Source organism: Enterobacter sp. WCHEn045836 (assembly GCF_003965585.1).
Classification (GTDB): domain Bacteria; phylum Pseudomonadota; class Gammaproteobacteria; order Enterobacterales; family Enterobacteriaceae; genus Enterobacter; species Enterobacter dissolvens.
In genome coordinates this window covers 77447-102857 of sequence record NZ_RXPT01000017.1, presented here as the reverse complement: position 1 = coordinate 102857, position 25411 = coordinate 77447, and the positions used below count along the sequence as shown (strand labels likewise).

Annotated in this window: 25 protein-coding genes; 20 read left to right on the top strand and 5 right to left on the bottom strand. The window is 57.3% G+C overall.

Annotated features, from left to right (window positions below):
- Positions 1-246: 246 nt before the first annotated feature.
- The gene (locus EKN38_RS20400) at positions 247-1200 is read left to right on the top strand and encodes a nickel/cobalt transporter (RefSeq protein WP_014830334.1); all 954 of its coding nucleotides are present in this window, start codon (positions 247-249) and stop codon (positions 1198-1200) included.
- A gap of 33 nt (positions 1201-1233) precedes the next feature.
- Here EKN38_RS20400 and proP read toward each other — a convergent pair whose 3' ends face one another.
- On the bottom strand, positions 1234-2736 hold the full coding sequence (proP, locus tag EKN38_RS20395; RefSeq protein WP_014830333.1) for a glycine betaine/L-proline transporter ProP: 1503 nt from the start codon (positions 2734-2736) through the stop codon (positions 1234-1236).
- A 648-nt stretch (positions 2737-3384) separates the two neighbouring features.
- On the opposite strand from proP, the gene kdgT reads away from it, so the two are divergent.
- A complete protein-coding gene (gene kdgT, locus EKN38_RS20390) occupies positions 3385-4377 on the top strand; it encodes a 2-keto-3-deoxygluconate transporter (protein ID WP_014830332.1) in 993 nt (330 codons plus the stop codon).
- 43 nt (positions 4378-4420) lie between these two features.
- Here the strand turns inward: kdgT and EKN38_RS20385 are convergent, their stop codons facing one another.
- Positions 4421-5296, bottom strand: a complete 876-nt coding sequence (locus EKN38_RS20385) for a diguanylate cyclase regulator RdcB family protein (protein WP_043951548.1) — start codon at positions 5294-5296, stop codon at positions 4421-4423.
- Entirely contained in the window at positions 5293-7647 is a 2355-nt protein-coding gene (gene crfC, locus EKN38_RS20380; protein ID WP_014830330.1) for a clamp-binding protein CrfC, read from the bottom strand. The genes EKN38_RS20385 and crfC overlap by 4 nt, the downstream gene beginning before the upstream one ends.
- 598 nt (positions 7648-8245) lie before the next feature.
- Between crfC and EKN38_RS20375 the strand changes: the two genes are divergently transcribed.
- The 16 genes from EKN38_RS20375 (at position 8246) to phnP (ending at position 19970) form a co-directional block, all read left to right on the top strand.
- A complete protein-coding gene (locus tag EKN38_RS20375; protein WP_014830329.1) occupies positions 8246-8581 on the top strand; it encodes a zinc ribbon domain-containing protein YjdM in 336 nt (111 codons plus the stop codon).
- A gap of 80 nt (positions 8582-8661) precedes the next feature.
- Positions 8662-9099, top strand: a complete 438-nt coding sequence (gene yjdN / locus EKN38_RS20370) for a VOC family metalloprotein YjdN (RefSeq protein ID WP_014830328.1) — start codon at positions 8662-8664, stop codon at positions 9097-9099.
- Positions 9100-9235: 136 nt separating this feature from the next.
- Entirely contained in the window at positions 9236-10024 is a 789-nt protein-coding gene (gene phnC / locus EKN38_RS20365) for a phosphonate ABC transporter ATP-binding protein (protein WP_014830327.1), read from the top strand.
- A 23-nt stretch (positions 10025-10047) separates the two neighbouring features.
- On the top strand, positions 10048-11064 hold the full coding sequence (gene phnD / locus EKN38_RS20360; protein WP_014830326.1) for a phosphonate ABC transporter substrate-binding protein: 1017 nt from the start codon (positions 10048-10050) through the stop codon (positions 11062-11064).
- A 50-nt stretch (positions 11065-11114) separates the two neighbouring features.
- A complete protein-coding gene (phnE, locus tag EKN38_RS20355) occupies positions 11115-11894 on the top strand; it encodes a phosphonate ABC transporter, permease protein PhnE (protein WP_014830325.1) in 780 nt (259 codons plus the stop codon).
- A 20-nt stretch (positions 11895-11914) separates the two neighbouring features.
- Positions 11915-12640, top strand: coding sequence for a phosphonate metabolism transcriptional regulator PhnF (phnF, locus tag EKN38_RS20350; protein WP_013095110.1), 726 nt, complete (start codon positions 11915-11917; stop codon positions 12638-12640).
- Positions 12641-13093 (top strand): phosphonate C-P lyase system protein PhnG, encoded by a 453-nt coding sequence (gene phnG, locus EKN38_RS20345; RefSeq protein WP_014830324.1) that lies wholly within the window; start codon positions 12641-12643, stop codon positions 13091-13093. It begins immediately after the preceding gene.
- A complete protein-coding gene (phnH, locus tag EKN38_RS20340; protein ID WP_014830323.1) occupies positions 13090-13674 on the top strand; it encodes a phosphonate C-P lyase system protein PhnH in 585 nt (194 codons plus the stop codon). The genes phnG and phnH overlap by 4 nt, the downstream gene beginning before the upstream one ends.
- Positions 13674-14738, top strand: a complete 1065-nt coding sequence (locus EKN38_RS20335) for a carbon-phosphorus lyase complex subunit PhnI (RefSeq protein WP_014830322.1) — start codon at positions 13674-13676, stop codon at positions 14736-14738. Before phnH ends, EKN38_RS20335 begins: the two co-directional genes overlap by 1 nt.
- Entirely contained in the window at positions 14731-15576 is an 846-nt protein-coding gene (gene phnJ, locus EKN38_RS20330) for an alpha-D-ribose 1-methylphosphonate 5-phosphate C-P-lyase PhnJ (RefSeq protein WP_013095106.1), read from the top strand. Before EKN38_RS20335 ends, phnJ begins: the two co-directional genes overlap by 8 nt.
- On the top strand, positions 15573-16328 hold the full coding sequence (gene phnK / locus EKN38_RS20325; protein WP_013095105.1) for a phosphonate C-P lyase system protein PhnK: 756 nt from the start codon (positions 15573-15575) through the stop codon (positions 16326-16328). Before phnJ ends, phnK begins: the two co-directional genes overlap by 4 nt.
- Positions 16329-16413: 85 nt before the next feature.
- On the top strand, positions 16414-17094 hold the full coding sequence (gene phnL / locus EKN38_RS20320; protein ID WP_014830321.1) for a phosphonate C-P lyase system protein PhnL: 681 nt from the start codon (positions 16414-16416) through the stop codon (positions 17092-17094).
- Positions 17091-18227 (top strand): alpha-D-ribose 1-methylphosphonate 5-triphosphate diphosphatase, encoded by a 1137-nt coding sequence (gene phnM / locus EKN38_RS20315; RefSeq protein ID WP_014830320.1) that lies wholly within the window; start codon positions 17091-17093, stop codon positions 18225-18227. Before phnL ends, phnM begins: the two co-directional genes overlap by 4 nt.
- Positions 18224-18775 carry a ribose 1,5-bisphosphokinase gene (phnN, locus tag EKN38_RS20310; RefSeq protein WP_096928758.1) on the top strand — a complete coding sequence of 184 codons (552 nt, stop codon included), beginning with the start codon at positions 18224-18226 and terminating at the stop codon, positions 18773-18775. Before phnM ends, phnN begins: the two co-directional genes overlap by 4 nt.
- Positions 18768-19202 carry an aminoalkylphosphonate N-acetyltransferase gene (phnO, locus tag EKN38_RS20305; RefSeq protein WP_014830318.1) on the top strand — a complete coding sequence of 145 codons (435 nt, stop codon included), beginning with the start codon at positions 18768-18770 and terminating at the stop codon, positions 19200-19202. The genes phnN and phnO overlap by 8 nt, the downstream gene beginning before the upstream one ends.
- Before the next feature lie 9 nt (positions 19203-19211).
- Positions 19212-19970 (top strand): phosphonate metabolism protein PhnP, encoded by a 759-nt coding sequence (gene phnP / locus EKN38_RS20300; protein WP_014830317.1) that lies wholly within the window; start codon positions 19212-19214, stop codon positions 19968-19970.
- 50 nt (positions 19971-20020) lie between these two features.
- On the opposite strand, the gene yjdP is transcribed toward phnP, so the two are convergent.
- Together yjdP and EKN38_RS20290 are read right to left on the bottom strand one after the other, a co-directional pair.
- On the bottom strand, positions 20021-20350 hold the full coding sequence (gene yjdP, locus EKN38_RS20295; RefSeq protein ID WP_014830316.1) for a DDRRRQL repeat protein YjdP: 330 nt from the start codon (positions 20348-20350) through the stop codon (positions 20021-20023).
- A gap of 69 nt (positions 20351-20419) precedes the next feature.
- The gene (locus tag EKN38_RS20290; RefSeq protein ID WP_014830315.1) at positions 20420-22699 is read right to left on the bottom strand and encodes a hybrid sensor histidine kinase/response regulator; all 2280 of its coding nucleotides are present in this window, start codon (positions 22697-22699) and stop codon (positions 20420-20422) included.
- Between the two features lie 183 nt (positions 22700-22882).
- Between EKN38_RS20290 and EKN38_RS20285 the strand changes: the two genes are divergently transcribed.
- Together EKN38_RS20285 and EKN38_RS20280 are read left to right on the top strand one after the other, a co-directional pair.
- Positions 22883-24403, top strand: a complete 1521-nt coding sequence (locus tag EKN38_RS20285) for a sugar ABC transporter ATP-binding protein (RefSeq protein ID WP_014830314.1) — start codon at positions 22883-22885, stop codon at positions 24401-24403.
- Positions 24400-25395 carry an ABC transporter permease subunit gene (locus EKN38_RS20280; RefSeq protein WP_014830313.1) on the top strand — a complete coding sequence of 332 codons (996 nt, stop codon included), beginning with the start codon at positions 24400-24402 and terminating at the stop codon, positions 25393-25395. The genes EKN38_RS20285 and EKN38_RS20280 overlap by 4 nt, the downstream gene beginning before the upstream one ends.
- The last annotated feature ends 16 nt before the right edge of the window (positions 25396-25411 follow it).

The following is a 25411-nucleotide window of genomic DNA, read 5'->3' as shown; positions in this document are numbered from 1 at the left end:
TTGTTTGTGAAGTGATTCACATCCGCCGTGTCGATGGAGGCGCATTATAGGGAGTTCCCGGGCGACCGCAACCGAAAAGTTGCAAAAAGATGACTGACTGCTGTATTCCCCAGCAAAACCCCGCTTTATACCCTTTTACGCACAGACTTATCCACAATACAACGCATAAGCACAATAAGAACCCACGGATTGAGGGGGATAATCAACTATACTATTGGCAAATATTCTCCCCGACAGACGACATCCATGACCACACAACGCCTCACCCGAGACTGGCGGATCCCTGGCGCAGGCCTCATGACGCTGCTGCTTCTTATTGCGGGCTTCACTCTGCACGCACACTGGGGTGCTTTCATCCAGTGGTGCCTTGCCACACAAATTACCCTGCACCGTTATCTGGTGATGTACCTTCTGCAGCTTAATAACCATCAGTACAGCGGTGGATTATGGCTTTTAACCGGCGCTTTCCTCTATGGCGTACTTCATGCTATCGGGCCGGGGCACGGCAAATTTATTGTCACGACCTATCTCAGTACCAATAAAGAGAGCGACCTTGCCGCCCGGGTTGTCCCTTTTTTTGGCAGTATGCTGCAGGGCGTCAGCGCCATTCTGTTTGTGTTTATTCTGGCGGTGGGGTTTAACCTGGCTTCAGGGGATATCAGTACCAGCCGCTGGTATGTCGAGAAGATAAGCGCGGTCGTTATTGGCGCATTCGGCGCGTTTGTCATTTACCAGGCGCTGAAAAGCCTGCGTCCGCGCAGGATGAGGATCTCCGCCATTACGCCTCTTCATCAGCATGACGAACAGTGTGGCTGCGGCCATCACGGCGTAGGTGCAGACCTGACGCAGGGTGACTGGAAAACCCGTCTGGGTGTGATTCTGGCGATCGGTGCGCGTCCGTGTAGCGGGGCCATTATGATCCTGATGTTCTCGAACGCGCTGGGCATTGTCACCTGGGGAATGGCTGCGGTAATGACCATGTCGCTGGGAACCGCGCTGTCGATTATGGGGCTATCGCTGGCTGTGCGTTACGCCCGCGAGCGTACGGTTTCCTGGTTTGGCGGCAGCACCTCGCTGAACTGGCTGGTTCCGGCGGTCAAGATTGCTGGCGGGATTGTTCTGATCCTGTTTGCGACCATCCTGTTCCTGACGGTGATCCCCATTAGCGCCAATGGCGATTACATCGCCGCAGGATGCTAATAAAAGAAAACCCGCCAGCGGCGGGTTTTTTTATTACTCGTTGATGCGTGGATGTTGGTCCACCAGTCGGGAGCGTTTTTTCTGCAGTTCTTCAATCTCTGCGTCAATATCTTCAATCTTCTGCTCGACGTTATCGTAGTGCTCGCGCAGGATCTCTTTCGCTTCCTGGATATCCGATGCCGCAGGCGTCGCCCCTTTCAGAGGACGGTTCGCCGTCTCCTTCATGGTAATCCCCGTAATCAATCCAATCACCGCGATCACCATCAGGTAATAAGCAGGCATCATCAGATTCTGCGTGCTTTCCACCAGAGAGGCGGCAAGCGTCGGCGTCAGACCGGCAATCAGTACTGAGATGTTAAAGGCCGCCGCCAGCGCACTGTAGCGGATATGCGTCGGGAACATAGCAGGCAGTGTAGAGGCCATCACCCCGATGAAGCAGTTGAGGATCACCGCCAGCATCAGCAAGCCGGCAAAAATCAGGCCCAGCACATTGCTGTTAATCAGAATGAATGCCGGAATAGCAAGGGCAAACAGCGCAACGCTACCCAGAATAATGAACGGTCGACGGCCGAAGCGGTCACTCAACAGACCCATAATCGGTTGCACAAACAGCATACCCACCATGATGGCGATAATGATCAGCACACCGTGGTCTTCCGAGTAGTGCAGGTTATGCGACAGATAACTCGGCATGTAGGTCAGCAGCATGTAGTAAGTCACGTTCGTGGAGATCACCAGACCGATACAGACCAGCAGGCTGCGCCAGTGTTTGGTCGCGATCTCTTTAAAGGAGACTTTTGGGCCATCCTGCAAACCTTCACGATCGCCCTGCTCAAGCTTATCAACGTGCTGCTGGAATGCAGGCGTCTCTTCAAGCGCATGACGCAGGTACAGGCCAATGATCCCCAGCGGCAGCGCCAGGAAGAACGGGATACGCCAGCCCCAATCCAGGAAGTTCTCTTCACCGACCACGGTCGAAATCAGCACCACCACGCCCGCGCCCATGACGAACCCGGCAATAGAACCGAAGTCCAGCCAACTGCCCATGAAACCACGCTTACGGTCCGGGGAGTACTCTGCAACGAAGATCGAGGCACCGGTATACTCTCCCCCGACGGAGAAGCCCTGAGCCATCTTACACAGCAGCAGCAGAATCGGCGCCCAGATACCAATCGTGGCATAGGAGGGGATAAGGCCGATACAGAACGTACTGATCGACATAATGACAATGGTGATAGCGAGGATCTTCTGACGGCCGTACTTATCACCGAGCATACCGAAGAACAGACCACCCAGCGGGCGAATAAGGAAGGGAACCGAGAACGTACCCAGCGCGGCAATCATCTGCAGGCTGGGGTCGGCGCCGGGGAAAAACACTTTACCTAACGCATAGGCCACAAAGCCATAGACACCAAAATCGAACCATTCCATCGCATTACCGAGCGAGGCGGCAGTGATCGCTTTACGCAGTTTTGCATCATCGATGATGGTGACGTCGCGAAGCGTGATGGGTTTAATCTTTTTCCTTCTAAGCATAGCTTTCCTCGTAGACTCAGCCCTGTCCATTACACAGTTCACCCGGTGAACAGTGCAACGGGGATCCGCTCCATGCGAATCGCCTTATTCAAGCGTAGCAGGTTTACTTACATTGACGTTTTACGTCGATACAACCGAACCTGTTGACGCCTGTCTGGGCAGTTAATGACCTTTTTACCCTACCAGCGTTTATATTTGTGATCAACTTCACACATATTTTTCCGTATCGTCAATTGCGTTCAGTATTTGTCAATTACGGCACAGAAGACCTTTCCCAACCATCCCAAAAGCACGTCCTCACGCACGTTATTATTCCGTTCCCAACGTTCAAAAAACCATTCGGCTTCACATCAGATTTACATAAATTTTAATTATTAAAACATGGTTCGAATATTTACATTGAATATGTGATGGAGATAACTAAAACACTGTTTTATTTTCATTGAATCATCATTCCAATGATCGCATGATAAATCCGAACACAACGTCCAGCGTGTTTTTGAGCAGCGTTAATCAAAAGCACGACATTAATTTCATTGTATGGAAAACGAAGCTCTCCGCTTCGTAACCATTCAATTAATTGAATTTATTGATTTTATTTTTCATAGCATTCCGTCCGCCACGCGGGACATGATGTGAGGGTTGTACATGAAGATTAAAGCCACAATAGAACGCATCCCCGGTGGGATGATGCTGGTTCCCCTGGTACTGGGCGCCATCCTGAATACCCTGGCACCTGATACGGGTGCTTATTTTGGTGGTTTCACAAAAGGAATGATCACGGGCACCGTTCCCATTCTCGCCGTCTGGTTCTTTTGTATCGGCGCATCTATTAACCTGCGGGCAACAGGAACTGTATTACGTAAATCCGGAACGCTGGTTATAACGAAAATTGCAGTGGCCTGGGTTGTGGCAATGGTCTGTGCGCTGTTCATTCCGGAAAATGGAATTCAGACCGGATTCTTCGCCGGATTATCCGTTCTGGCGATCGTCTCCGCGATGGATATGACCAACGGTGGTCTCTATGCCAGCCTGATGAACCAGTACGGTACAAAAGAGGAGTCAGGCGCGTTTGTGCTGATGTCTCTGGAGTCCGGTCCGCTGATGACGATGTTGATTCTGGGCTCGGCAGGGCTGGCCTCGTTTGAACCACACCACTTTGTCGGCGCGATCCTGCCGTTCCTGATCGGTTTTGCTCTCGGTAATTTGGATCACGATCTGCGCGATTTCTTCAGCAAAGCCACGCCGGTACTGATCCCGTTCTTCGGCTTCGCGCTGGGAAATACCATTAACCTGAACGTGATCCTTGATACCGGACTGCTGGGTATTGTCCTGGGCGTGGCCGTGATTATTATCACCGGCATTCCGCTGATCATTGCCGATCGCGTAATTGGCGGAGGAAACGGAACGGCAGGTGTAGCCGCCTCTTCAGCCGCAGGGGCCGCCGTGGCGAATCCGGTGATCATTGCCCAGATTAACCCGGCTTTCGAACCGGTTGCGGCCTCGGCAACGGCGCTGGTTGCCGCCAGCGTGATTGTCACCGCGATCCTGGTGCCGATCATCACGGCGCTGTACGCGAAGCGCTTCGGCAATCTCCCCGAGCCGGATACAGAACCGAAAGCGGTAGAGCTTCATCATTAACACATCGCATCAGACCCTCCCTCTTCCCGCCGGGGAGAGGGGTTCAACCAAAAATTTCTTCCACCATCCCATCCACCAGCCGCTTTGCCGAACAGAGTCGCGGCATACCCAGCGCGACCGTCTGCCAGTTTTGTGTCACTGACCAGCTCACCGGATGTTTATCCGCCTGACACCAGTCCCCCAGCCAGCCCAGCATATCTTTATGATCGATGATCCCCGGCGTGGAGGGCGTAGTCAGCCACTGGTGATAGAAATGGCGGGTAGTGGGAGAGGCATTGATCCCCTGCGCCAGATAATTTGCCGCCATACTGCGCAGGTTATCCTTAAGCATTGCCGCCACGTCTTCATTCGCCAGACGACAGGCATCGCCAAATGCTCCCCAGCGCAGCTCTTCCAGCACAATGTAGCAGCGTCCGGCCAGCGACCAGCCGTCATAGTTTCCGGCTCGCCAGCGGGTAAAAATCTGCTCGCTATGCTCGCCCGCCTGCACCGTTAACCCGCGCTGGGTTAACGCCTTTTCTTTATATGCCGCGCGTTGAATGAAATGCGAAGAGAGTTCAGCATACTGCTGAACCAGGCCCGGCGACTGTTGCGCACGTGGAGTGGTTTGCTGGCGCAGCGCAACCAGTTTGTCTGCCATGCGCGTCAGCGCGAGATGGCCCGGATCCAGCATACCGGCAAGTTTTTCCGCCAGCCCCAGACGCAAAGCCGCATTTTCGTTGAGCATTCCCGCCATAGCCCAGGGCCGCAGCCGGGTGTGCGTCATGATCTCCTGAGTCAAACGCTCACGAAACTGCAGCTGTTGCGGCCCCAGGTGGGTATGACGCGCCGCGTCTACCCCCTGGACCAGATCGACCATAAATTTAGGATGGATACACTCCAGCGTCCGCCCGGGACCGTCCAGTAGCTGTGTTGTCATGGTTGCTCTGCCGCGAAAAGGGTTTGAATATCATCGCGTAACAGTCGGGTATCTTCCTGAATCCACGTCGCAGTGGTAATACTTTCTTTCAACAGCTGGCTGAGCGCTCGGGTCGAATGCTCATTTTGCTGACGTACTGCGAGGCTATCACGCAAGCTTTCCTGTAACCCGGCAAGGCATAACGAAAATTCTGCAAAGAACGTTGCCATACCCGCCGTAACAGAGACATCGACCTGAGCGGTTAAAGCTTTACGGATTTGTTCACAAAACAGATCAATATGCTGCGTAAATTTGTCATGCAGCTGCGCAATATCGATAACGTATCGCGTGCGTGTCGCCACATACTCTTCCCAGCCCCAGCCAGGATTGTTCAGCCAGCGCGAAACCGTCTCACGCACGCTGCCCGTGGTCGATGGCTGGCCTGCCGGGCGGTTGTCCTGCGCGATCGCATCGTTAAACAGCGCCCGCGTATTGAAGTTAAGCTGGTTCGCCTGAAACGCCGGGAAGCTGATCCGCGCCCGGAAGCCGGCATGGCTCAACTGCTCTTTAATACGCAGTTCAATCGGCCGCATTGCCTCATTCAGCGAACGCGCCAGCGTAGACTCCAGTTGATCAAAACGTAGCGCCAGTTCACGGCTGATTTTTGTCTGCGCATCCAGCATGACCTGCTCGCAGGAAGAGCGGATTTTACTCAGCGCAATCTGCGCCTGCCCTTCATCATCCAGCACCAGCTGTGTCAGCGCGTCTGGCTCGTCGTGGCGATGATTCAGCGGATCAATACCGGCCAAAGCAAGAATATTGTGACGCTCAAAGACATGTCCAACCGCCTGTTGAAGGGCCTTTTTCTGCAACGCCATAAAATTGTCAGTGGCGTGAAGGGCCTGCTCCACTTCGTGTTTGACTTCCTCGCTGGCCACCCGCTGACGCGTCTGCAGCAGGGCCATATCCTCTTCGAGACGCGTAATATTCAGTTCCAGCGACTCAAAGGCGACCGTCAGTGCCTGATAGCGAAAATCAAGATGCTCCCTGGCATTTTGCGCGTAGTTAAGCAGCTTATGCGACGCCGAACGCAGCGCAAATAACGACGCATTGGCATAGGCGGCGTAAATCAGTTTGCGGATCGGCTGTTCAAATAACGAATCTTCCCACAGCAAATCAGCGGCATGGCGAATATGCTCGATATCGTCCAGGTCCGCCGTACGCCAGCGGCGTCCCAGCGCGGCTTCGGCAAAGTCCTGCACCCAGCGCTGCTCCTGATGATCCGGTAACTGCCCGTGCGTCGCCATCTCATAGCGGGCGCGGTTCGCCAGATAGGCCCACATCGACGAAACAGGGTAAATTTGTCCCGGTGAGATATTCCCTTTCATTAAGGTGCCGGAGATCATCGCCCTGACCTGTTCTTCATCATCGCTGTTGCGATCTTTCTGGTCGAATTTATTCACCAGCGCATATAAAGGCACCGATTTTCCCGCCACCGAAATGGCCTGACGAACCTCTTCATCAGAAATCGATTTGAGCTGGGTATAGTCCATCACCGCCAGTACGGCGGAGGCACGGGACAACTGCTCGGTGAGCATTTTTTGCAGATGCGGTTGCCCGGCTTCATTTGGCCCAGGCGTGTCCAGCAGCGTCAGTTGCCCCAGATGCGCATCCAGACCCGCAAGATGCACAAACTCCACCTCAATCACCGGTATATGTTCTATCGACGCGTACTCAGAGAACGGGAACGCCACGTCCAGCGCCTGAGAGAGCCTGACGAGGTCATTCAGGCTTTTCAGACAATGAAAGATCGGCTGCGCCCCAAGGTGGTGCTTCTCGAAAGCTTCCCCCTTTTCAATTCGCTCCAGCAGCGTATTCATGTCTTTATCAATTTCAAGACGCTGAGCCAGCTTGCCACGATCTTCATCACAGAGCTTTTTCTGCAGCAGCTGGATCAAATCATCGATGGGAGAGACATGCGAGAAATGCAGCACCGGCTCCTTCTGGCCCGGCGTATGACGGATCAGGGTAGGAAGCGCCGTCATCGGTCGATTACGGTTGGGCAACACTTCGGTGCCCACTATCGCATTAATGGTGGTCGATTTTCCCGCCTTCATGGTTCCCACAATAGCCAACACCATTTCCAGTCGGGTTATTTTGCGTAATTCATTATTCAGCATCGCCTGCTGTGCTTCGACACCACGCGCGCTAAAATGCAGAGGTAAAACGTTGTTCTTTTCACCCGTAATGGCCGTCGCGGTACTCTCCATCATCGCCATCGGCATTGATTTCAACGTATCAAGATTTTGCAGGGCGAGCTGTAACAACCGCTCTGCTTCCTGGCTTAATTCAAAAATGGTCTGTGTGTGCATGATAAAAGCCTTTCCTTAACGCAAATTTATTACTTTTATTAAGCCACCTGGTTTTAATTATCTTTTTCGGCTTATATGATCACGTGTGGAAAACATGTTCACCGAAATATAACTGATTGAAGACAATCAGAAATAAATCGCTATCCTTGCATGGCGTGTAAAGCTCTACTCCTGGCCTGATAGCCAAAAGATAAAAAGCGTAGCCCATTTTTAAGAAACTTCAGGATATATCATCATTATTTACCCACCTAAAAAGAGAGGGAATGGCTCACCGTCATAACAGATGTATGACGACGAAAACCGGCGATAAATAACAATGTGTCGCTTCACCTTATCCGAAATGGAGGAGCGTAGCAATTTGCCGCAATAAAATATTCGATATATTGAGTGTCATTTCTTCCCAACGCGTTAATGAAGTTAGCATCGCTTAACCGACTGACATAAAGTGTCACTCGCAACACGCTTTTCGGTTTTTTTTTATTAAACAATATCACCGACAACCGTGTGGATTTGCGTTATACTTGCCCTCTTTTTCGGCGCTCTGCCGTCATTTTGCTGGCACTTTCCAGCGTGTTATGCACTTTTTGAGGATACCCCTATGCAACTTCCACACTGCCCGAAATGCAATTCTGAATACACCTATGAAGATAATGGCATGTTCATCTGCCCGGAATGCGCTCACGAATGGAATGACGCAGAGCCGTCACACGATGCCGACGCGCTGATCGTTAAAGATGCTAACGGTAATCTGCTGGCCGATGGCGACAGCGTTACCGTGGTGAAAGACCTGAAGGTGAAAGGCAGCTCTTCCATGCTGAAGATCGGTACCAAAGTGAAGAATATCCGTCTGGTTGAAGGCGATCATAATATCGACTGCAAAATTGACGGCTTTGGCCCGATGAAACTGAAATCCGAGTTTGTGAAAAAGAACTGATTTACCCGCCCGGTGGCGCTTCGCTTACCGGGCATCCAACCACTACACTTAATGGGCTTTTCTTACGTGAGGTAAAGATTATGCCGTTAAGTCCCTACATCTCTTTCGCCGGTAACTGTGCAGAGGCAACCGCCTATTATCAGCAGGCCGTCGGCGCAGAGCTCCTCTACAAAATCACCTTCGGCGAAATGCCCAAAGGCGAAAACAGCGAAGAAGGCTGTCCGTCTGGTATGCAGTTCCCGGATTCCGCTATTGCCCATTCCAACGTTCGTATTGCGGGCAGCGATATCATGATGAGCGATGGCCTGCCGCCGGGCAGCAAAGCGCAGTACGCCGGGTTCACGCTGGTTCTCGACACTCAGGATGTCAATGAAGGCAAACGCTGGTTCGACAATCTCGCGGATGGCGGAAATATTGAAATGGCCTGGCAGGAGACCTTCTGGGCACACGGTTTCGGTAAAGTCACCGACAAATACGGTGTGCCGTGGATGATTAACGTCGTTAAGCAACAGCATTAATTTTCTGGCGGTGGGCAGTCTGCCTCCGCCTGTCATCAAACTCCGCTCAACTCTTCAAACTCCCGCAACCTGCACTTAACCCAAATGTCACATTGATGCGCCAGCATGAGGCCACATTTATTGTGAGGCCCAGCATATGCAAACCGTCATCCGCGTCGAGAAACTGAGCAAGACCTTTCATCACAACAAGGCTCTGCATGCCGTTGATCTGACCGTCCAGCAGGGCGACATGGTGGCGCTGCTGGGGCCATCCGGTTCAGGTAAATCCACCCTTCTGCGTCACTTAAGCGGCCTGATTACCGGCGATAACACCCCGGAAAGCCACGTCGAGTTGCTGGGCAACACCGTACAGCGTGCAGGGCGACTGGCGCGGGATATCCGCAAAAGCCGCGCGCAGACAGGGTGCATCTTCCAGCAATTTAATCTGGTAAATCGACTGACGGTGCTGGAGAACGTGCTGATTGGCGCGCTCGGTAGCACCCCATTCTGGCGCACCTGTCTGCGCTGGTTCTCCCCATTACAGAAGCAAGAGGCGTTGCGTGCGCTCACCCGCGTAGGCATGGCTCACTTCGCTCATCAGCGCGTCTCCACCCTCTCCGGTGGACAACAGCAGCGCGTGGCCATTGCCCGCGCCCTGATGCAGAAAGCAAAAATCATTCTTGCTGATGAACCCATTGCCTCGCTGGATCCGGAATCGGCCCGCATCGTGATGGAAACCCTGCATGACATTAACCAGAACGACGGCATCACCGTGGTGGTGACGCTGCATCAGGTGGATTACGCCCTGCGCTACTGCGAGCGCATTGTCGCCCTGCGTCAGGGACATGTGTTCTTTGATGGCGCAAGCCACCAGTTTGATAACGAACGTTTTGACCATCTCTACCGCAGCATTAACCGTGTCGAAGAGAACGCGCAGGCTGCATAACGTCCCCACTACGAGGAATGGAAATGAGCTATAAAACGGTTGCCGCGCTGGCTTTCACCAGCATGTTCAGCATCAGCACCCTGTTAAGCCCTGCGTACGCCGAGGAGCAGGAAAAAGCGCTGAACTTTGGCATTATTTCGACGGAATCACAGCAGAACCTGAAGCCTCAGTGGGAACCCTTCCTGAAAGATATGGAAACCAAACTGGGGATCAAAGTGAACGCCTTCTTCGCCCCGGACTACGCGGGCATCATCCAGGGGATGCGCTTTAACAAAGTGGACATCGCCTGGTATGGCAACCTCTCCGCCATGGAAGCGGTGGATCGTGCAAACGGCCAGGTCTTTGCCCAGACCGTTGCTGCCGATGGCTCCCCGGGTTACTGGAGCGTGCTGATCGTCAACAAAGACAGCCCGATCAATAACCTCAACGATATGCTCGCCAAACGCAAAGAACTGACATTCGGCAACGGCGATCCAAACTCCACTTCAGGCTTCCTGGTGCCGGGCTATTACGTCTTCGCCAAAAACAATGCCTCTGCCAGCGACTTCAAGCGCACCGTCAATGCCAGCCATGAAACCAACGCCCTGGCCGTGGCCAACAAGCAGGTGGACGTCGCCACCAACAACACCGAAAACCTCGACAAGCTAAAGACCTCCGCCCCGGACAAGCTGAAAGAGCTGAAGGTGATCTGGAAATCCCCTCTCATTCCTGGCGACCCCATTGTGTGGCGCAAAAGCCTCTCTGAAAGCACCAAGGACAAGGTGTACGACTTCTTTATGACCTACGGCAAAACGCCGGAAGAGAAAGCCGTTCTGGCGCATCTTGGCTGGGCGCCTTTCCGCCCGTCAAGCGACCTGCAGCTGGTTCCGATTCGCCAGCTGGCGCTGTTTAAAGAGATGCAGGGCGTGAAGGACAACAAAGGCCTGAAGGACGAAGAGAAGACCAGCAAAGTGGCGGCCATTCAGGCCCAGCTGGAAGACCTGGATCGCCTGACCGCCGCACTCGGTGCGATGACCAGCGTAAATAAAGCGGTGCAGTAACTTAAGTCCCCTCTCCCACGGGGAGAGGGAGAATACACAAAGGAGTCAACATGCAAACCATCACCCTCCCACCGCCGAAGCGCAGCTGGTTCTCGCTGTTCAGCTGGGCCATCCTGCTGGCGGTGCTGGTTATCTCCTGGAAGGGCGCGGAGATGGATCCGCTGCTGCTGTTTAAAGACGCCGGTAACATGGCCACCTTCGCTGCCGACTTCTTCCCGCCCGATTTCAGCCAGTGGCAGGACTACCTCGGCGAAATGGCTGTCACCCTGCAAATCGCCGTCTGGGGTACCGCCCTGGCCGTTATTCTCTCCATTCCGTTTGGCCTGATGAGCGCGGAAAACATCGTCCCGTGGTGGGTTTATCAGCCGATGCGCCGCCTGATGGACGCCTGCCGCGCCATTAACGAAATGGTGTTCGCAATGCTGTTCGTGGTCGCCGTGGGTCTGGGGCCGTTCGCGGGGGTCATGGCGCTGTTCATCCACACCACCGGCGTACTCTCCAAGCTGCTTTCCGAGGCGGTGGAAGCCATTGAGCCCGGCCCGGTCGAAGGTATTCGCGCCACCGGCGCCAACAAAATTGAAGAGATCCTTTACGGCGTGCTGCCCCAGGTCATGCCGCTGCTGATCTCCTATTCGCTCTACCGCTTCGAATCTAACGTCCGTTCCGCCACCGTCGTCGGCATGGTCGGCGCAGGCGGCATTGGTGTCACCCTGTGGGAGGCGATCCGCGGTTTCCAGTTCCAGCAAACCTGCGCCCTGATGGTACTCATCATCATCACCGTCAGCCTGCTGGATTTCCTCTCTCAACGTTTGCGTAAGCACTTCATCTGAGAAGCGAGGCTTTGATTGGTATGCACTTATCCAGACATCCGACCAGTTATCCTACCCGCTGGCAAGAGATTGCAGCAAAGCTCGAAGTGGAGCTGCGCACCCATTATCGCTGCGGAGACTACCTGCCAGCCGAGCAGCAGCTTGCAGACCGCTATGAAGTGAATCGCCACACCCTGCGCCGCGCCATCGATCAGCTGGTTGAGCGCGGATGGGTACAGCGCCGTCAGGGCGTCGGCGTGCTGGTGCTGATGCGCCCGTTCGATTACCCGCTCAATGCCCAGGCGCGCTTTAGTCAGAACCTGCTCGACCAGGGAAGCCATCCCACCAGCGAAAAACTGCTCTCCGTGCTGCGTCCGGCCTCCAGCCATGTAGCCGATGCGCTGGGTATTCAGGAGGGCGACAACGTTGTGCATCTGCGCACCCTGCGCCGGGTCAATGGCGTGGCGGTCTGCCAGATAGATCACTACTTCAGCGACCTGAGCCTCTGGCCGGTGCTGCAACACTTCTCCAGCGGTTCACTGCATGACTTTTTGCAGGACGCCACGGGTCTTGTGCTCAAACGTACCCAGACGCGTATCAGCGCCCGCCGCGCGCAGGCGAAAGAGAGCAAGGTGCTGGAGATCCCCAACATGGCTCCGCTGCTCTGCGTGCGCACCCTCAACCACCGTGACGGCGAGATCAACGCAACGGAGTACTCCGTCAGCCTGACCCGCGCCGACATGATTGAATTCACCATGGAGCACTGAATGCATTTCGACACCTCCACCCGTCAGCGCTGGATGCGCGCCCTGGCCCATAGCCAGCCTGCTGCACTGGCGAGCCGCATGAACGCGCTTAACCTGACGCCAGACTATGAAACGCTCCGCGCGCCGGAAATTGGCCTGGTACAGATCCAGGCAAGAATGGGCGGCACCGGGGAGCGCTTTTTCGCCGGTGATGCCGCCCTCACCCGCGCGGTCATTCGTCTGAGCAGCGGCACGCTGGGTTACAGCTACGTGCTCGGTCGCGATAAACCGCACGCCGAGCGCTGCGCGGTGATCGACGCCCTGCTGCAGGAACAACCCCATTTCCAGACCCTGATGGAAACCCTGATTGCCCCGCTGGAAGCCGACCTCGCCGCGCGCACTGCCGCACGTCAGGCGCAAGTCAATACCAGCCGGGTCGACTTCTTTACGCTTGTTCGCGGAGATAACGCATGACGCTTCAACCCGCTTTTACCCTGGCCGTCCAGGATGCCCAACACAGTTTTCGTCGCCTGCTGAAAGCCATGAGCGAGCCTGGCGTAATTGTCTCCCTGCATCAGCTCTCCCAGGGCTGGCTGCCGCTGAACCTGGCGACCACCAGCGTACTGCTGACCCTCGCCGACAACGATACCCCGGTGTGGCTCTCGGGGACATTATCCAATGACATCGCCAGCCAGAATCTGCGTTTTCACACTAACGCCCCGCTGGTTGAGCAGCCCCGTCAGGCAGTGTTTGCCGTTGCCGATGAGCAAATCAGCCATGAGCAGCTCAATGCCCTGAGTGAAGGCAGCGCGGTGGCACCGGAGACCAGCGCCACGCTGATCCTGCAGGTCGCCAGCCTGAGCGGTGGTCGCATGCTGCGCCTGACCGGGGCGGGGATTGCCGACGAACGCATGGTCGCGCCACAGCTGCCGGAGTGCATTATTCATGAACTGACCGAACGCCCGCATCCGTTCCCGCTGGGCATTGATCTGATCCTGACCTGCGGCGAGCGCCTGCTGGCGATCCCGCGAACCACCCACGTGGAGGTGTGCTGATGTACGTTGCCGTCAAAGGGGGCGAGAAGGCCATCGCCGCCGCCCATGCGCTGCAGGCGCACAGACGACGGGGTGATGAACAGCTTCCCGAGCTGAGCGTCGCCCAGATTGAGCAGCAGTTAAACCTGGCGGTGGATCGGGTGATGACCGAAGGCGGCGTCGCCGACCGCGAGCTGGCGGCGCTGGCGCTGAAGCAGGCCAGCGGCGACAACGTCGAAGCCATCTTTCTGCTGCGCGCCTGGCGCACAACCGTTCCCCGCCTGGCGGTGAGCGAGCCGGTCAATACGGCAGAAATGCGCCTGGAGCGGCGAATATCCGCCGTTTATAAAGATATTCCCGGCGGCCAGCTGCTCGGCCCCACCTACGACTACACCCACCGGTTGCTGGATTTTACCCTGCTGGCGAACGGCGAAACGCCGCCGCTCAGCACCACGGATGCCGGACAGGAAACGTCTCCGCACGTCTTTAGCCTGCTGGCGAAGCAGGGCCTGGCAAAGGCCGAAGAAGAGACCGGAGCGCAACCCGACGACATCACCCGCACGCCCCCGGTTTACCCCTGTTCCCGCTCGTCTCGCCTGCAGCAGTTGATGCGCGGCGATGAGGGCTATCTGCTGGCGCTGGCCTATTCAACACAGCGCGGCTACGGGCGTAACCACCCGTTTGCGGCGGAGATCCGCAGCGGCTATCTCGACGTCGAAATCATCCCGGAAGAGCTGGGTTTTGCTGTGAACGTCGGTGAATTGCTGATGACGGAGTGTGAAATGGTCAATGGTTTTGTCGCGCCAGAAGATGACACCCCACACTTCACCCGCGGTTACGGGCTGGTCTTTGGCATGAGCGAGCGTAAAGCCATGGCGATGGCGCTGGTAGACCGCGCCCTGCAGGCGCCGGACTACGGCGAATCCATTTCCGGCCCGGCACAGGACGAAGAGTTCGTGCTGGCCCACGCGGATAATGTCGAGGCGGCGGGCTTTGTTTCGCACCTCAAGCTGCCGCACTACGTTGACTTCCAGGCCGAACTGGAACTGCTGAAACGTCTGCAACGGGAGCGTGAAAATGGCTAACTTAAGCGGCTATAACTTTGCTTATCTGGACGAGCAAACCAAACGCATGATCCGCCGCGCCATCCTGAAAGCGGTCGCCATTCCCGGCTATCAGGTGCCGTTTGGTGGTCGAGAAATGCCGATGCCCTACGGCTGGGGTACGGGCGGCATTCAGCTTACTGCCAGCGTCATCGGTGAGTCAGACGTGCTGAAGGTCATCGACCAGGGAGCCGACGACACCACCAACGCCGTCTCGATTCGCAACTTCTTTAAGCGCGTGACGGGCGTCAACACCACCGAAAAAACCGAAGATGCGACGCTTATCCAGACCCGCCACCGCATTCCCGAAACACCTCTTACGGAAGATCAGATTCTGATTTTCCAGGTGCCGATCCCGGAGCCGCTGCGCTTTATCGAGCCGCGTGAAACCGAAACCCGCACCATGCACGCTCTGGAAGAGTATGGGGTGATGCAGGTGAAGCTGTATGAAGATATCGCCCGCTTCGGCCATATCGCCACCACCTACGCCTATCCGGTGAAAGTCAACGGGCGCTACGTCATGGATCCGTCGCCGATCCCGAAATTCGATAACCCGAAAATGGACATGATGCCTGCCCTGCAGCTGTTCGGTGCCGGGCGCGAAAAGCGCATCTACGCCGTCCCGCCCTACACCCGCGTGGAGAGTCTCGATTTCGATGACCACCCGTTCACGGTGCAGGAGTGGGACGAGCCGTGCGCCATCTGCGGCTCGAAACACAGCTATCTGGATGAAGTGGTGCTGGATGACACGGGCAAACGGATGTTTGTCTGCTCCGACACCGATTACTGCCGCCAACAGAGCGAGGCGAACAGCCAATGAAACCGCTGCTTTCAGTGAACAACCTGACCCACCTTTACGCGCCGGGCAAAGGCTTCAGCGACGTCTCGTTCGAGCTGTGGCCGGGCGAGGTGCTGGGGATTGTCGGTGAATCCGGCTCGGGCAAAACCACCCTGCTGAAGTCCATCTCCGCGCGCCTGGCCCCGCAGAACGGCGAGATTTTGTATGAGGGCGCCTCCCTCTATGGCATGAGCGAGGCTGAACGCCGCCGCCTGCTGCGCACCGAGTGGGGCGTGGTGCATCAGCATCCGCTGGACGGGCTGCGTCGTCAGGTCTCGGCGGGAGGCAATATCGGCGAACGGCTGATGGCGACCGGCGCGCGGCACTACGGCAACATTCGGGAAACCGCACAGCGCTGGCTGACCGATGTAGAGATCCCCGCCTCGCGCATCGACGATTTGCCCACCACCTTCTCCGGCGGCATGCAGCAGCGTCTGCAGATCGCCCGCAACCTGGTCACCCATCCGAAGCTGGTGTTTATGGATGAACCCACCGGTGGGCTGGACGTCTCCGTGCAGGCGCGCCTGCTCGACCTGTTGCGCGGTCTGGTGGTAGAGCTGAACCTGGCGGTGGTGATTGTCACCCATGATTTAGGCGTCGCCCGCTTGCTGGCGGACCGTCTGCTGGTGATGAAGCAGGGCCAGGTGGTGGAAAGTGGGCTAACCGACCGTGTGCTCGACGATCCACTCCATCCGTACACCCAGCTGCTGGTGTCGTCCGTGTTGCAGAATTGAGGGCGCCCCCCGGCAAAACGAACGCCGTACCTTGTAGGCCGGGTAAGCGAAGCGCCACCCGGTAAGAAAACGCCACGAGGCCAAAATGATCCACGTAGAAAATGTCAGTAAGACCTTTGTGCTCCACCAGCAAAACGGCGTGCGTCTGCCGGTGCTGCAGAATGCCTCTCTGAAGGTGAACAGCGGCGAATGCGTGGTGCTACACGGCCACTCCGGCAGCGGAAAATCGACCCTGCTGCGCTCCCTGTACGCCAACTACCTGCCGGACGAAGGCCACATTCGCATTCGCCACAACGATGAGTGGGTCGACCTGGTGCAGGCCCCCGCGCGTAAGGTGCTGGAAGTCCGCCGCTCGACGATCGGCTGGGTGAGCCAGTTTTTGCGGGTGATACCGCGGATCTCCGCCCTGGACGTGGTCATGCAGCCGCTGCTGGATCTCGGCGTGCCGCGTGAAACCTGCGCCGCCAAAGCCGCCAGTCTGCTGACGCGTCTCAACGTCCCCGAGCGCCTCTGGCATCTTGCCCCGTCGACCTTTTCCGGTGGCGAGCAGCAGCGCGTGAATATCGCTCGCGGGTTTATCGTCGACTACCCGATTTTACTTCTTGATGAACCCACCGCCTCGCTCGACAACAAAAACAGCGCAGCGGTGGTGGAACTGATCGAACAGGCCAAAGCACGCGGCGCGGCGATCGTCGGGATCTTCCATGACGAGAGCGTTCGCAACCGCGTGGCAGACAGACTGCACCCGATGGGGACAAACGCATGATTATCAATAATGTAAAACTGGTGCTGGAAAATGAGGTCATCGACGGCTCGATAGAGATCCGTGACGGCACGATCCGCGCGTATGCCGAAACCCGAAGCCATTTGCCCGAAGCGATGGACGGCGAAGGCGGCTGGCTGCTGCCGGGGCTGATTGAGCTGCATACCGATAATCTGGATAAATTCTTCACCCCACGCCCAAAAGTGGACTGGCCCGCCCATTCGGCGATGAGCAGCCATGACGCGCTGATGGTCGCCAGCGGCATCACCACCGTGCTGGACGCGGTGGCGATTGGTGACGTGCGCGACGGCGGCGATCGGCTGGAGAATCTGGAGAAGATGATCAACGCCGTGGAAGAGACGCAAAAGCGCGGCCTCAACCGCGCCGAGCACCGCCTGCACCTGCGCTGCGAACTGCCGCACCACACCACCCTGCCGCTGTTCGAAAAGCTGGTGGACCGCGACCCGGTCTCACTGGTCTCGTTGATGGACCACTCCCCGGGGCAGCGCCAGTTCGCCAGCCTCGAAAAATACCGTGAGTATTACCAGGGCAAATATTCTCTTAACGATGTGGAGATGGCGCGCTACGAGGAAGAGCAGCTGGCGCTGGCGGCACAATGGTCACAGCCGAACCGCCTTTCGATTGCCGCGATGTGCCGGGACCGTAACATCGCGCTGGCCAGCCATGATGATGCCACGCACGACCATGTCCGCGAATCCCACCAGCTTGGTAGCGTGATCGCTGAATTTCCTACCACGTTTGAGGCGGCAGAGGCTTCCCGCGCACATGGCATGAACGTGCTGATGGGGGCTCCGAACATCGTGCGCGGCGGCTCGCATTCCGGCAACGTAGCGGCAAGCAAACTCGCCTCGCTCGGCCTGCTGGATATCCTCTCTTCCGACTACTACCCCGCCAGTCTGCTGGACGCCGCCTTCCGCGTCGCGGATGACGACAGCAACCGCTTCACGCTGCCGCAGGCGATTCGCCTGGTAACCAGGAATCCGGCATCGGCGCTGAATCTTCACGACCGGGGCGAGATAGCCGAAGGAAAACGGGCGGATCTGGTGCTGGCCCACCGTAAGGGCGAGCACATCCATATCGACCACGTCTGGCGTCAGGGAAAACGGGTGTTCTGATGGGAAGACTCATCTGGTTAATGGGGCCCTCCGGCTCCGGGAAGGACAGCCTGCTGTCCGCCTTACGGCAGCGGGAACACCCGCAGCTGCTGGTCGCGCATCGCTATATTACCCGGGCGGCGAATGCCGGCAGTGAGAACCATATCGCCCTGAGCGAACAGGAATTCTTCACTCGCGCCGGGCAGAATCTGCTGGCGCTCAGCTGGCACGCCAACGGCTACTACTACGGGATTGGCATTGAGATCGACCTGTGGCTGCATGCGGGGTTTGACGTGCTGGTCAACGGCTCCCGTGCACATCTGCCCCAGGCTCGCGCCCGGTATGCCTCGGCGCTGCTGCCGGTCTGTCTGCAGGTTTCGCCGGATGTCCTGCGCAGCCGTCTGCAAAGCCGCGGACGCGAAAGCGAAAAAGAGATCGCGCAGCGTCTCGAACGCGCAGCGCGCTACACCCCGGCGGATTGCCACATCCTCAACAACGACGGAAGTTTGCTACAGTCAGTCGATAACGTTTTATCGCTTATCCGTCAGAAGGAGAAACAGCATGCCTGACTGCACGCTTCGCCCCGCCACCGCCGACGATGCACAAATCGTTTACGCGCTGATCTGCGAGTTAAAACAGGCCGAATTTGATCACCAGGCGTTTCACGCCGGGTATCTGGCCAATCTGCAGGACCACAATATGCGTTATCAGCTGGCAGAGCTAAACGGACAGGTGGTGGGTATGATTGGCCTGCATATGCAGTTTCACCTGCACCACGCCAGATGGATCGGCGAAATCCAGGAGCTGGTGGTGATGCCCGAGGCGCGTGGTCTTAAAGTGGGGAGCCAACTGCTGGCATGGGCAGAGGACATCGCGCGGCAGGCAGGCGCGGAGCTGACGGAGCTCTCCACCAGCGTCCGGCGGCTGGACGCCCACCGTTTTTATGTTCGTGAAGGGTATACGCAGAGCCATTTTCGTTTCACCAAACCGTTGTAGAGGTGCACGATGAGTCTGACGATCACGTTAACGGGCACCGGCAGTGCCCAGCTGGTCCCGGTGTTTGGCTGCGATTGCGCGGCGTGCCGCCGGGCACGTCTGCAGGATAACTATCGTCGTCGCCCCTGCAGCGCGGTGGTCAAATTCAACGATGCGGTGACGCTGCTGGACGCCGGTATTCCGCACCTGATGGACGACTGGCCGGCCGGCAGCTTTCAGCAGTTTTTGCTGACCCACTACCATATGGATCACGTTCAGGGGCTGTTCCCCCTGCGCTGGGGGGTGGGTGCGACCATTCCGGTCTACGGCCCGCCGGATGAAGCTGGGTGTGACGACCTGTTCAAACACCCGGGCATTCTGGATTTCAGCCATACGCTGGAGCCGTTTGTGATGTTTGAGCTGCAGGGCCTGCGGGTGACGCCGCTGCCGCTCAACCACTCGAAGCTCACCTTTGGTTATTTGCTGGAGTCCGCCCACAGCCGCGTGGCGTGGCTCACTGATACTGCCGGATTGCCGGAGAAAACGGTCAAATTTCTGCTCAACAACCAGCCTCAGGCGATGATCATCGACTGTAGTCATGAACCGCGCCCGCAGACGCCGCGCAACCATTGTGATTTGAATACGGTGGAAGCGTTAAACGAGGTCATCGGCTGCCCGCAGGTGATCCTGACCCATATCAGCCATCAGTTTGACGTGTGGATGATAGATAACCCGCTGCCGCAGGGCATCGAAGCGGGGTATGACGGCATGGTGTTGGTGCTGGATTAGGTTATCACCCTCTCCCGTGGGAGAGGGTGGGTGAGGGCAACTGGCCGCTCTTAACCGCGATCGTAATCGTCTTCTAACCGCCGCTCATCCTCTTCCAGGCGTCGTCTGTCGTCATCAAGCTGGCGCTGACGCTCGTCCAGACGGCGGCGTCTGTCTTCGAGCTGCCGACGGCGGTCGTCATACTGACGGCTATCAATGCGACGATTATCGTCATAACGTGCGTCATCGTCGTCATCGCTGCTGCGGCTGCTGCCGGGATTATAGGCATCGTTGATCGCCTGCTGAATGTTGCCAATGGCATCATCAATCACATCGGCATGCGCCAGTTGGCTGGAGAGTGACAGCAGACCAAATAACAGAGCGGTAGAGTAACGTTTCATAAGGCCAGACTCGCAGGTGAACTGGCCTTACGGTAATGAACCGCAAACGGGAGAGGTAGCGGAGGAATCTCAAATTATGATCACCTTCCGCAGCGCCTGCGCCAGCTGTACGCGGGTAAACGGTTTGCGCAGTAGCGCTACCTCCGGCAGCTGCGGGTTGTGCGTCGGACGTAAATCCTGCCCGCTGATCAGCAACACCGGCAGTTGCGGGTAGTGGCTGCGTACATGGTTAATCACCTCCGCCCCGCTCAGGCTGCCCGGCAGCATCAGATCACTGATAAACATGCCGATATCCGGCGAGGCTGCCAGCATGTTCAGTGCCTGCTCACCGCTTTCCGCTTCAAGCGTCAGGTAGCCAAGCTGATGCAATTGCTCGCACAGGGTCTGGCGAACATCGGCTTCATCTTCCAGTACCAGCACCAGCCGTTCGGTTTCTGCGGATGCGGTGGCAGAGAGCGTTTCATCTTCAGGAACGGCGGGTAGCGTCGAGCGCGGCAGATGGAGCCGCACGGTGGTACCTTGCCCCGGTGCGCTCTCAATTTCCACACGGCCGCCGGACTGACGCACAAAACCGTACACCATCGACAGCCCTAACCCACTTCCACTGCCGGTCTGCTTGGTGGTGAAGAACGGCTCAAAGACCCGGGATTTGACCTCCTGCGACATGCCGCTGCCGTGGTCGATCACCTCCAGCGCCACCATATCCTGTCTGCGCCCGTCACTGCGGGTCACACGCTGGTTCCACGTGCGGATCTTAATTATCCCCGTCTGCCCCTCCATCGCATCGCGGGCGTTCATCACCAGGTTGATAATGGCGTTTTCCAGCTGGCCGACGTCTATCCACGCCGCCCAGGCCGGGGATTGTGCCTCAATCTCAAGGGTCAGGGTGGCGGGCAAGGAGTGGCGCATCAGCTCTCTGAGATTCTCCAGCAGCGGTTTCATTTCTACCGCATGCGGAGTCAGGGATTGCTTGCGCGAAAACGCCAGCAGACGCTGGGTCAATAACGCACCGCGCTCGGCGGCATTGAGCGCACGGACAATACGTGGGGCATCACTGGAGGCGGGATCGGTCAGCTCCAGGCTTCCGATAATCACCGCCAGCAGGTTGTTGAAATCATGTGCCAGCCCGCCCGTCAGTTGTCCGACGGCCTTCATCTTCTGGCTGTGCAGCAGGGCCTCCTCCAGTCCCTGACGCTCAATGCGGTCGATCTCCATCTGGGAGGTTTTCTCTTTCAGCAGCCGGGTTGTGTGCTCCAGTGAAGCGGTATTGCGGGCAAAGACGTTAAACGCACGCGCCAGCTCCCCCAGCTCATCACGCCGCTGCAGCGCGGGCACCGAAACATCCTGCTCACCGTGGGCAAGACGCGACATCGCCCGGGAGATCGCCGTCAGGTTGGAGCCGAGGTTGCGGTAGATATACCAGCAGGCGCATCCGGTGATGATCAACGCCAGCACGGCGAATATGCTGATAAACACGCTGATGGACCGCAGCTCCTGGTGGCTCTGGGCAGTGCGCAGCCGGGAAGCCTCCGCCACCTGCTCAACGTACTGATTGATATCGCTGTTTAATATCGCCACCAGCGCCTTGATGTGAAACATATACCAGCTTATCGCCAGGTCGCTCTCTTCGAGCTGCTTTGACAGCGGGGCAAGCCTGCGCAGCTCGTCGTTGAAATCGGGCAGAACAAGATTCACAACGGGCTGCGTCGCGCGCTGGGGCAACCTTGCAGTAACGGCGTCCAGCTGCTGTAGGGTCGCGCGCGGTGAGGGGGTATCGATGGCGGCGAGAATCAGCCTGTCCATTTCCACGAGCTGCTGCGCATCCGGGATGTTGCTGCCAAACCGACGGTTAATATCCTGCAGATGGCGTAAATAGCTCTGGCTTTGATACAGCGAGCTCAGCAGCGCGTTACGCTGCAGATGGCGCCGCTGCCCGCGCTCCAGCATGCCCGTCACGCTTTGCTGTAACTCATTACTGCGACGAATAATACGCGCCACCAGCCCCGGCTCCTGCTGCGCTAAGGGCGCGTCCGCGAGCTGCTCCAGCGAGTGCCGCAGCGCCATTTGGGTCTGCTTCAGCCTCTCGGCCTCCCCTTTGTATTCCAGCGCCCCCACCACCTGTGAAAGCCGTACCGCTGCAGTGGCCACGCTGGCGGTATCACGGGCGAGGTTCATGCTGCCGGTCATGTCATCCAGCGTCTGCTGTTGAACCTGTTCCTGAATCTGGCTGGCGTGACGAAAGCCGAGTACCGCCACGCCGCTCACCATCAGCGTAACGGCGACCACCAGCAGATTGAAAATCAGCAGGCGTCCGCGGGCGCTGGCGAAAAACGGGGGGCGTGATGGCATGGATTTGGGCTCCTCTGCGATTTGGTGTCCCCTCACCCTAACCCTCTCCCACAGGGAGAGGGAAAAGAGAAATGTGACAGCGATTAACTATTCATAACTATGACAAATATGAACGGCTTCTGACATTTTGCATTTACGCACCTGTGATGAAGTGCAGATATCAACCTTCACAGGAGAGCCGCCATGAGCAGAACCCCGGTACTGGAGATGCGCAGCATTGCCAAAACGTTTGGCAACTTCCACGCGCTCAAGGGTGTGGATTTGACGGTCTTTCCCGGTGAGATCCACGCGCTGATGGGCGAAAACGGCGCGGGAAAAAGCACGCTGATGAAGATCCTGGCCGGCGCCTACACCGCGACCAGCGGCGAGATCCTGATTGACGGTCAGCCGTATCACATTAAAGGCCCGAAGGATGCGCTGGCCGCAGGCATTACCCTAATCTATCAGGAGATGCAGCTCGCCCCCAACCTGACGGTTGCCGAAAACATCTTTCTTGGCAGCGAACTCTCGCGCGGCGGACTGGTGCAGCGTAAAGAGATGGCCGCCCAGGCTCAGGCGGTCATCGACCGTCTGGGTGCACACTTCAACGCCACCGACCTGGTGATGAAGCTGACTATCGCCGAACAACAGCAGGTGGAAATCGCCCGCGCGCTGCACCGTAACAGCCGCATTCTGGTGATGGATGAACCCACTGCCGCCCTCTCCTCGCGTGAAACCCATCGTCTGTTTGAACTGATCCTGCGCCTGCGGGATGAAGGGATGGCGATCATCTACATCAGCCACCGCATGGCGGAAGTGTACGAACTCTCTGACCGGGTCAGCGTCCTGCGCGACGGGCAATACGTCGGCAGCCTGACGCGCGACAAACTGAACGCGTCTGAGCTGGTGAAAATGATGGTGGGTCGCCCCTTAAGCGATCTGTTCAACAAAGAGCGTGATATTCCGCCTGGCAGCCCGCGCCTTAACGTGCATCACCTCACCGACGGTAAAAAAGTCCAGCCCTGCAGCCTGCAGGTGCGTTCCGGGGAAATCGTCGGGCTGGCGGGGCTGGTCGGTGCCGGTCGCTCCGAGCTGGCACAGCTCATCTTCGGGGTACGTAAAGCCACGGGAGGAATGATTGAAGTGGACGGTGAGCCGGTGGTGATCCACTCCCCACGCGCGGCCATTGAAAACGGGATCGGTTTTCTCACCGAGAACCGCAAGGAGCAGGGGCTGTTCCTGGAGCTGGCGGCGCAGGAGAACATCACCATGGCGACGCTGGAACGCGATGCGACCTTCGGCATGCTTAACCGCAAAAAAGCGCAGTCCATTTCTGACGATGCCATCGCCCTGCTTAACATCCGCGTGCCTCACGCCCAGGTGCGTGCGGGCGGTCTGTCAGGCGGTAATCAGCAGAAACTGCTGATCTCCCGTTGGGTGGCGATTGGCCCGCGTATTCTGATACTCGACGAACCAACGCGCGGTGTCGACGTCGGCGCAAAAAGCGAAATCTACCGCATCATGAACCAGATGGCGCGCAAGGGCGTGGCGATTTTGATGATCTCCAGCGAGCTGCCGGAAGTGGTGGGCATGAGTGACCGCGTCTATGTCATGCGTGAAGGCAGCATCGCCGGGGAACTCCACGGACACGACATCTCTCAGGAAAACATCATGACGCTGGCAACCGGCGTGAACGACTCACATCATCAGGCGGTGCAACTATGACAACTCCAACCCATCCGCAACAGGTGGCAAAATCTGCCTCCGCCAAAAAAATGCTGATGAGCGATCTGATGCAAACGGTCGGCATTTTGCCCATTCTCATCCTGATCGTGGCGGTTTTTGGCTTTATCGCCCCCAACTTCTTTACCGAAAGCAATCTGCTCAACATTACCCGCCAGGCGTCGATCAACATCGTGCTGGCCGCAGGGATGACCTTCATCATCCTGACCGGCGGGATTGACCTCTCCGTCGGGTCGATTCTGGGTACCACGGCGGTCGCCGCGATGGTGGTGTCGTTAATGCCGGAATTCGCCGGCCTTTCTATTCCCGCCGCGCTGATGCTCGGCCTGGTACTGGGACTGTTCAACGGCGCGCTGGTGGCCTTTGCCGGACTGCCGCCGTTTATTGTCACCCTCGGCACCTACACGGCATTGCGCGGTGCGGCGTATCTGCTGGCCGATGGTACGACGGTGATTAACTCTAACATCAATTTTGAGTGGATAGGCAATAACTATCTTGGCCCCGTGCCGTGGCTGGTGGTGATCGCCCTGGCGGTGATTGCGGTGTGCTGGTTTATCCTGCGCCGCACCACGCTTGGCGTTCACATCTATGCGGTGGGTGGCAACATGCAGGCAGCGCGCTTAACGGGCATCAAAGTCTGGCTGGTGTTGCTGTTTGTATATGGCATGAGCGGCCTGCTCTCCGGGTTAGGCGGCGTGATGAGTGCCTCGCGTCTCTACAGCGCCAACGGAAACCTGGGCATGGGTTACGAACTGGATGCGATTGCGGCGGTGATCCTCGGCGGTACCAGCTTCGTTGGCGGGATCGGCACGATCACCGGCACGCTGGTGGGGGCGCTGATTATCGCCACACTTAACAACGGCATGACGCTAATGGGCGTCTCCTACTTCTGGCAACTGGTGATCAAAGGGGCGGTGATCATCATTGCGGTGCTGATCGACAAATACCGTACCCGACACCATCAAAGTGCATAACAACAATACCCTACGT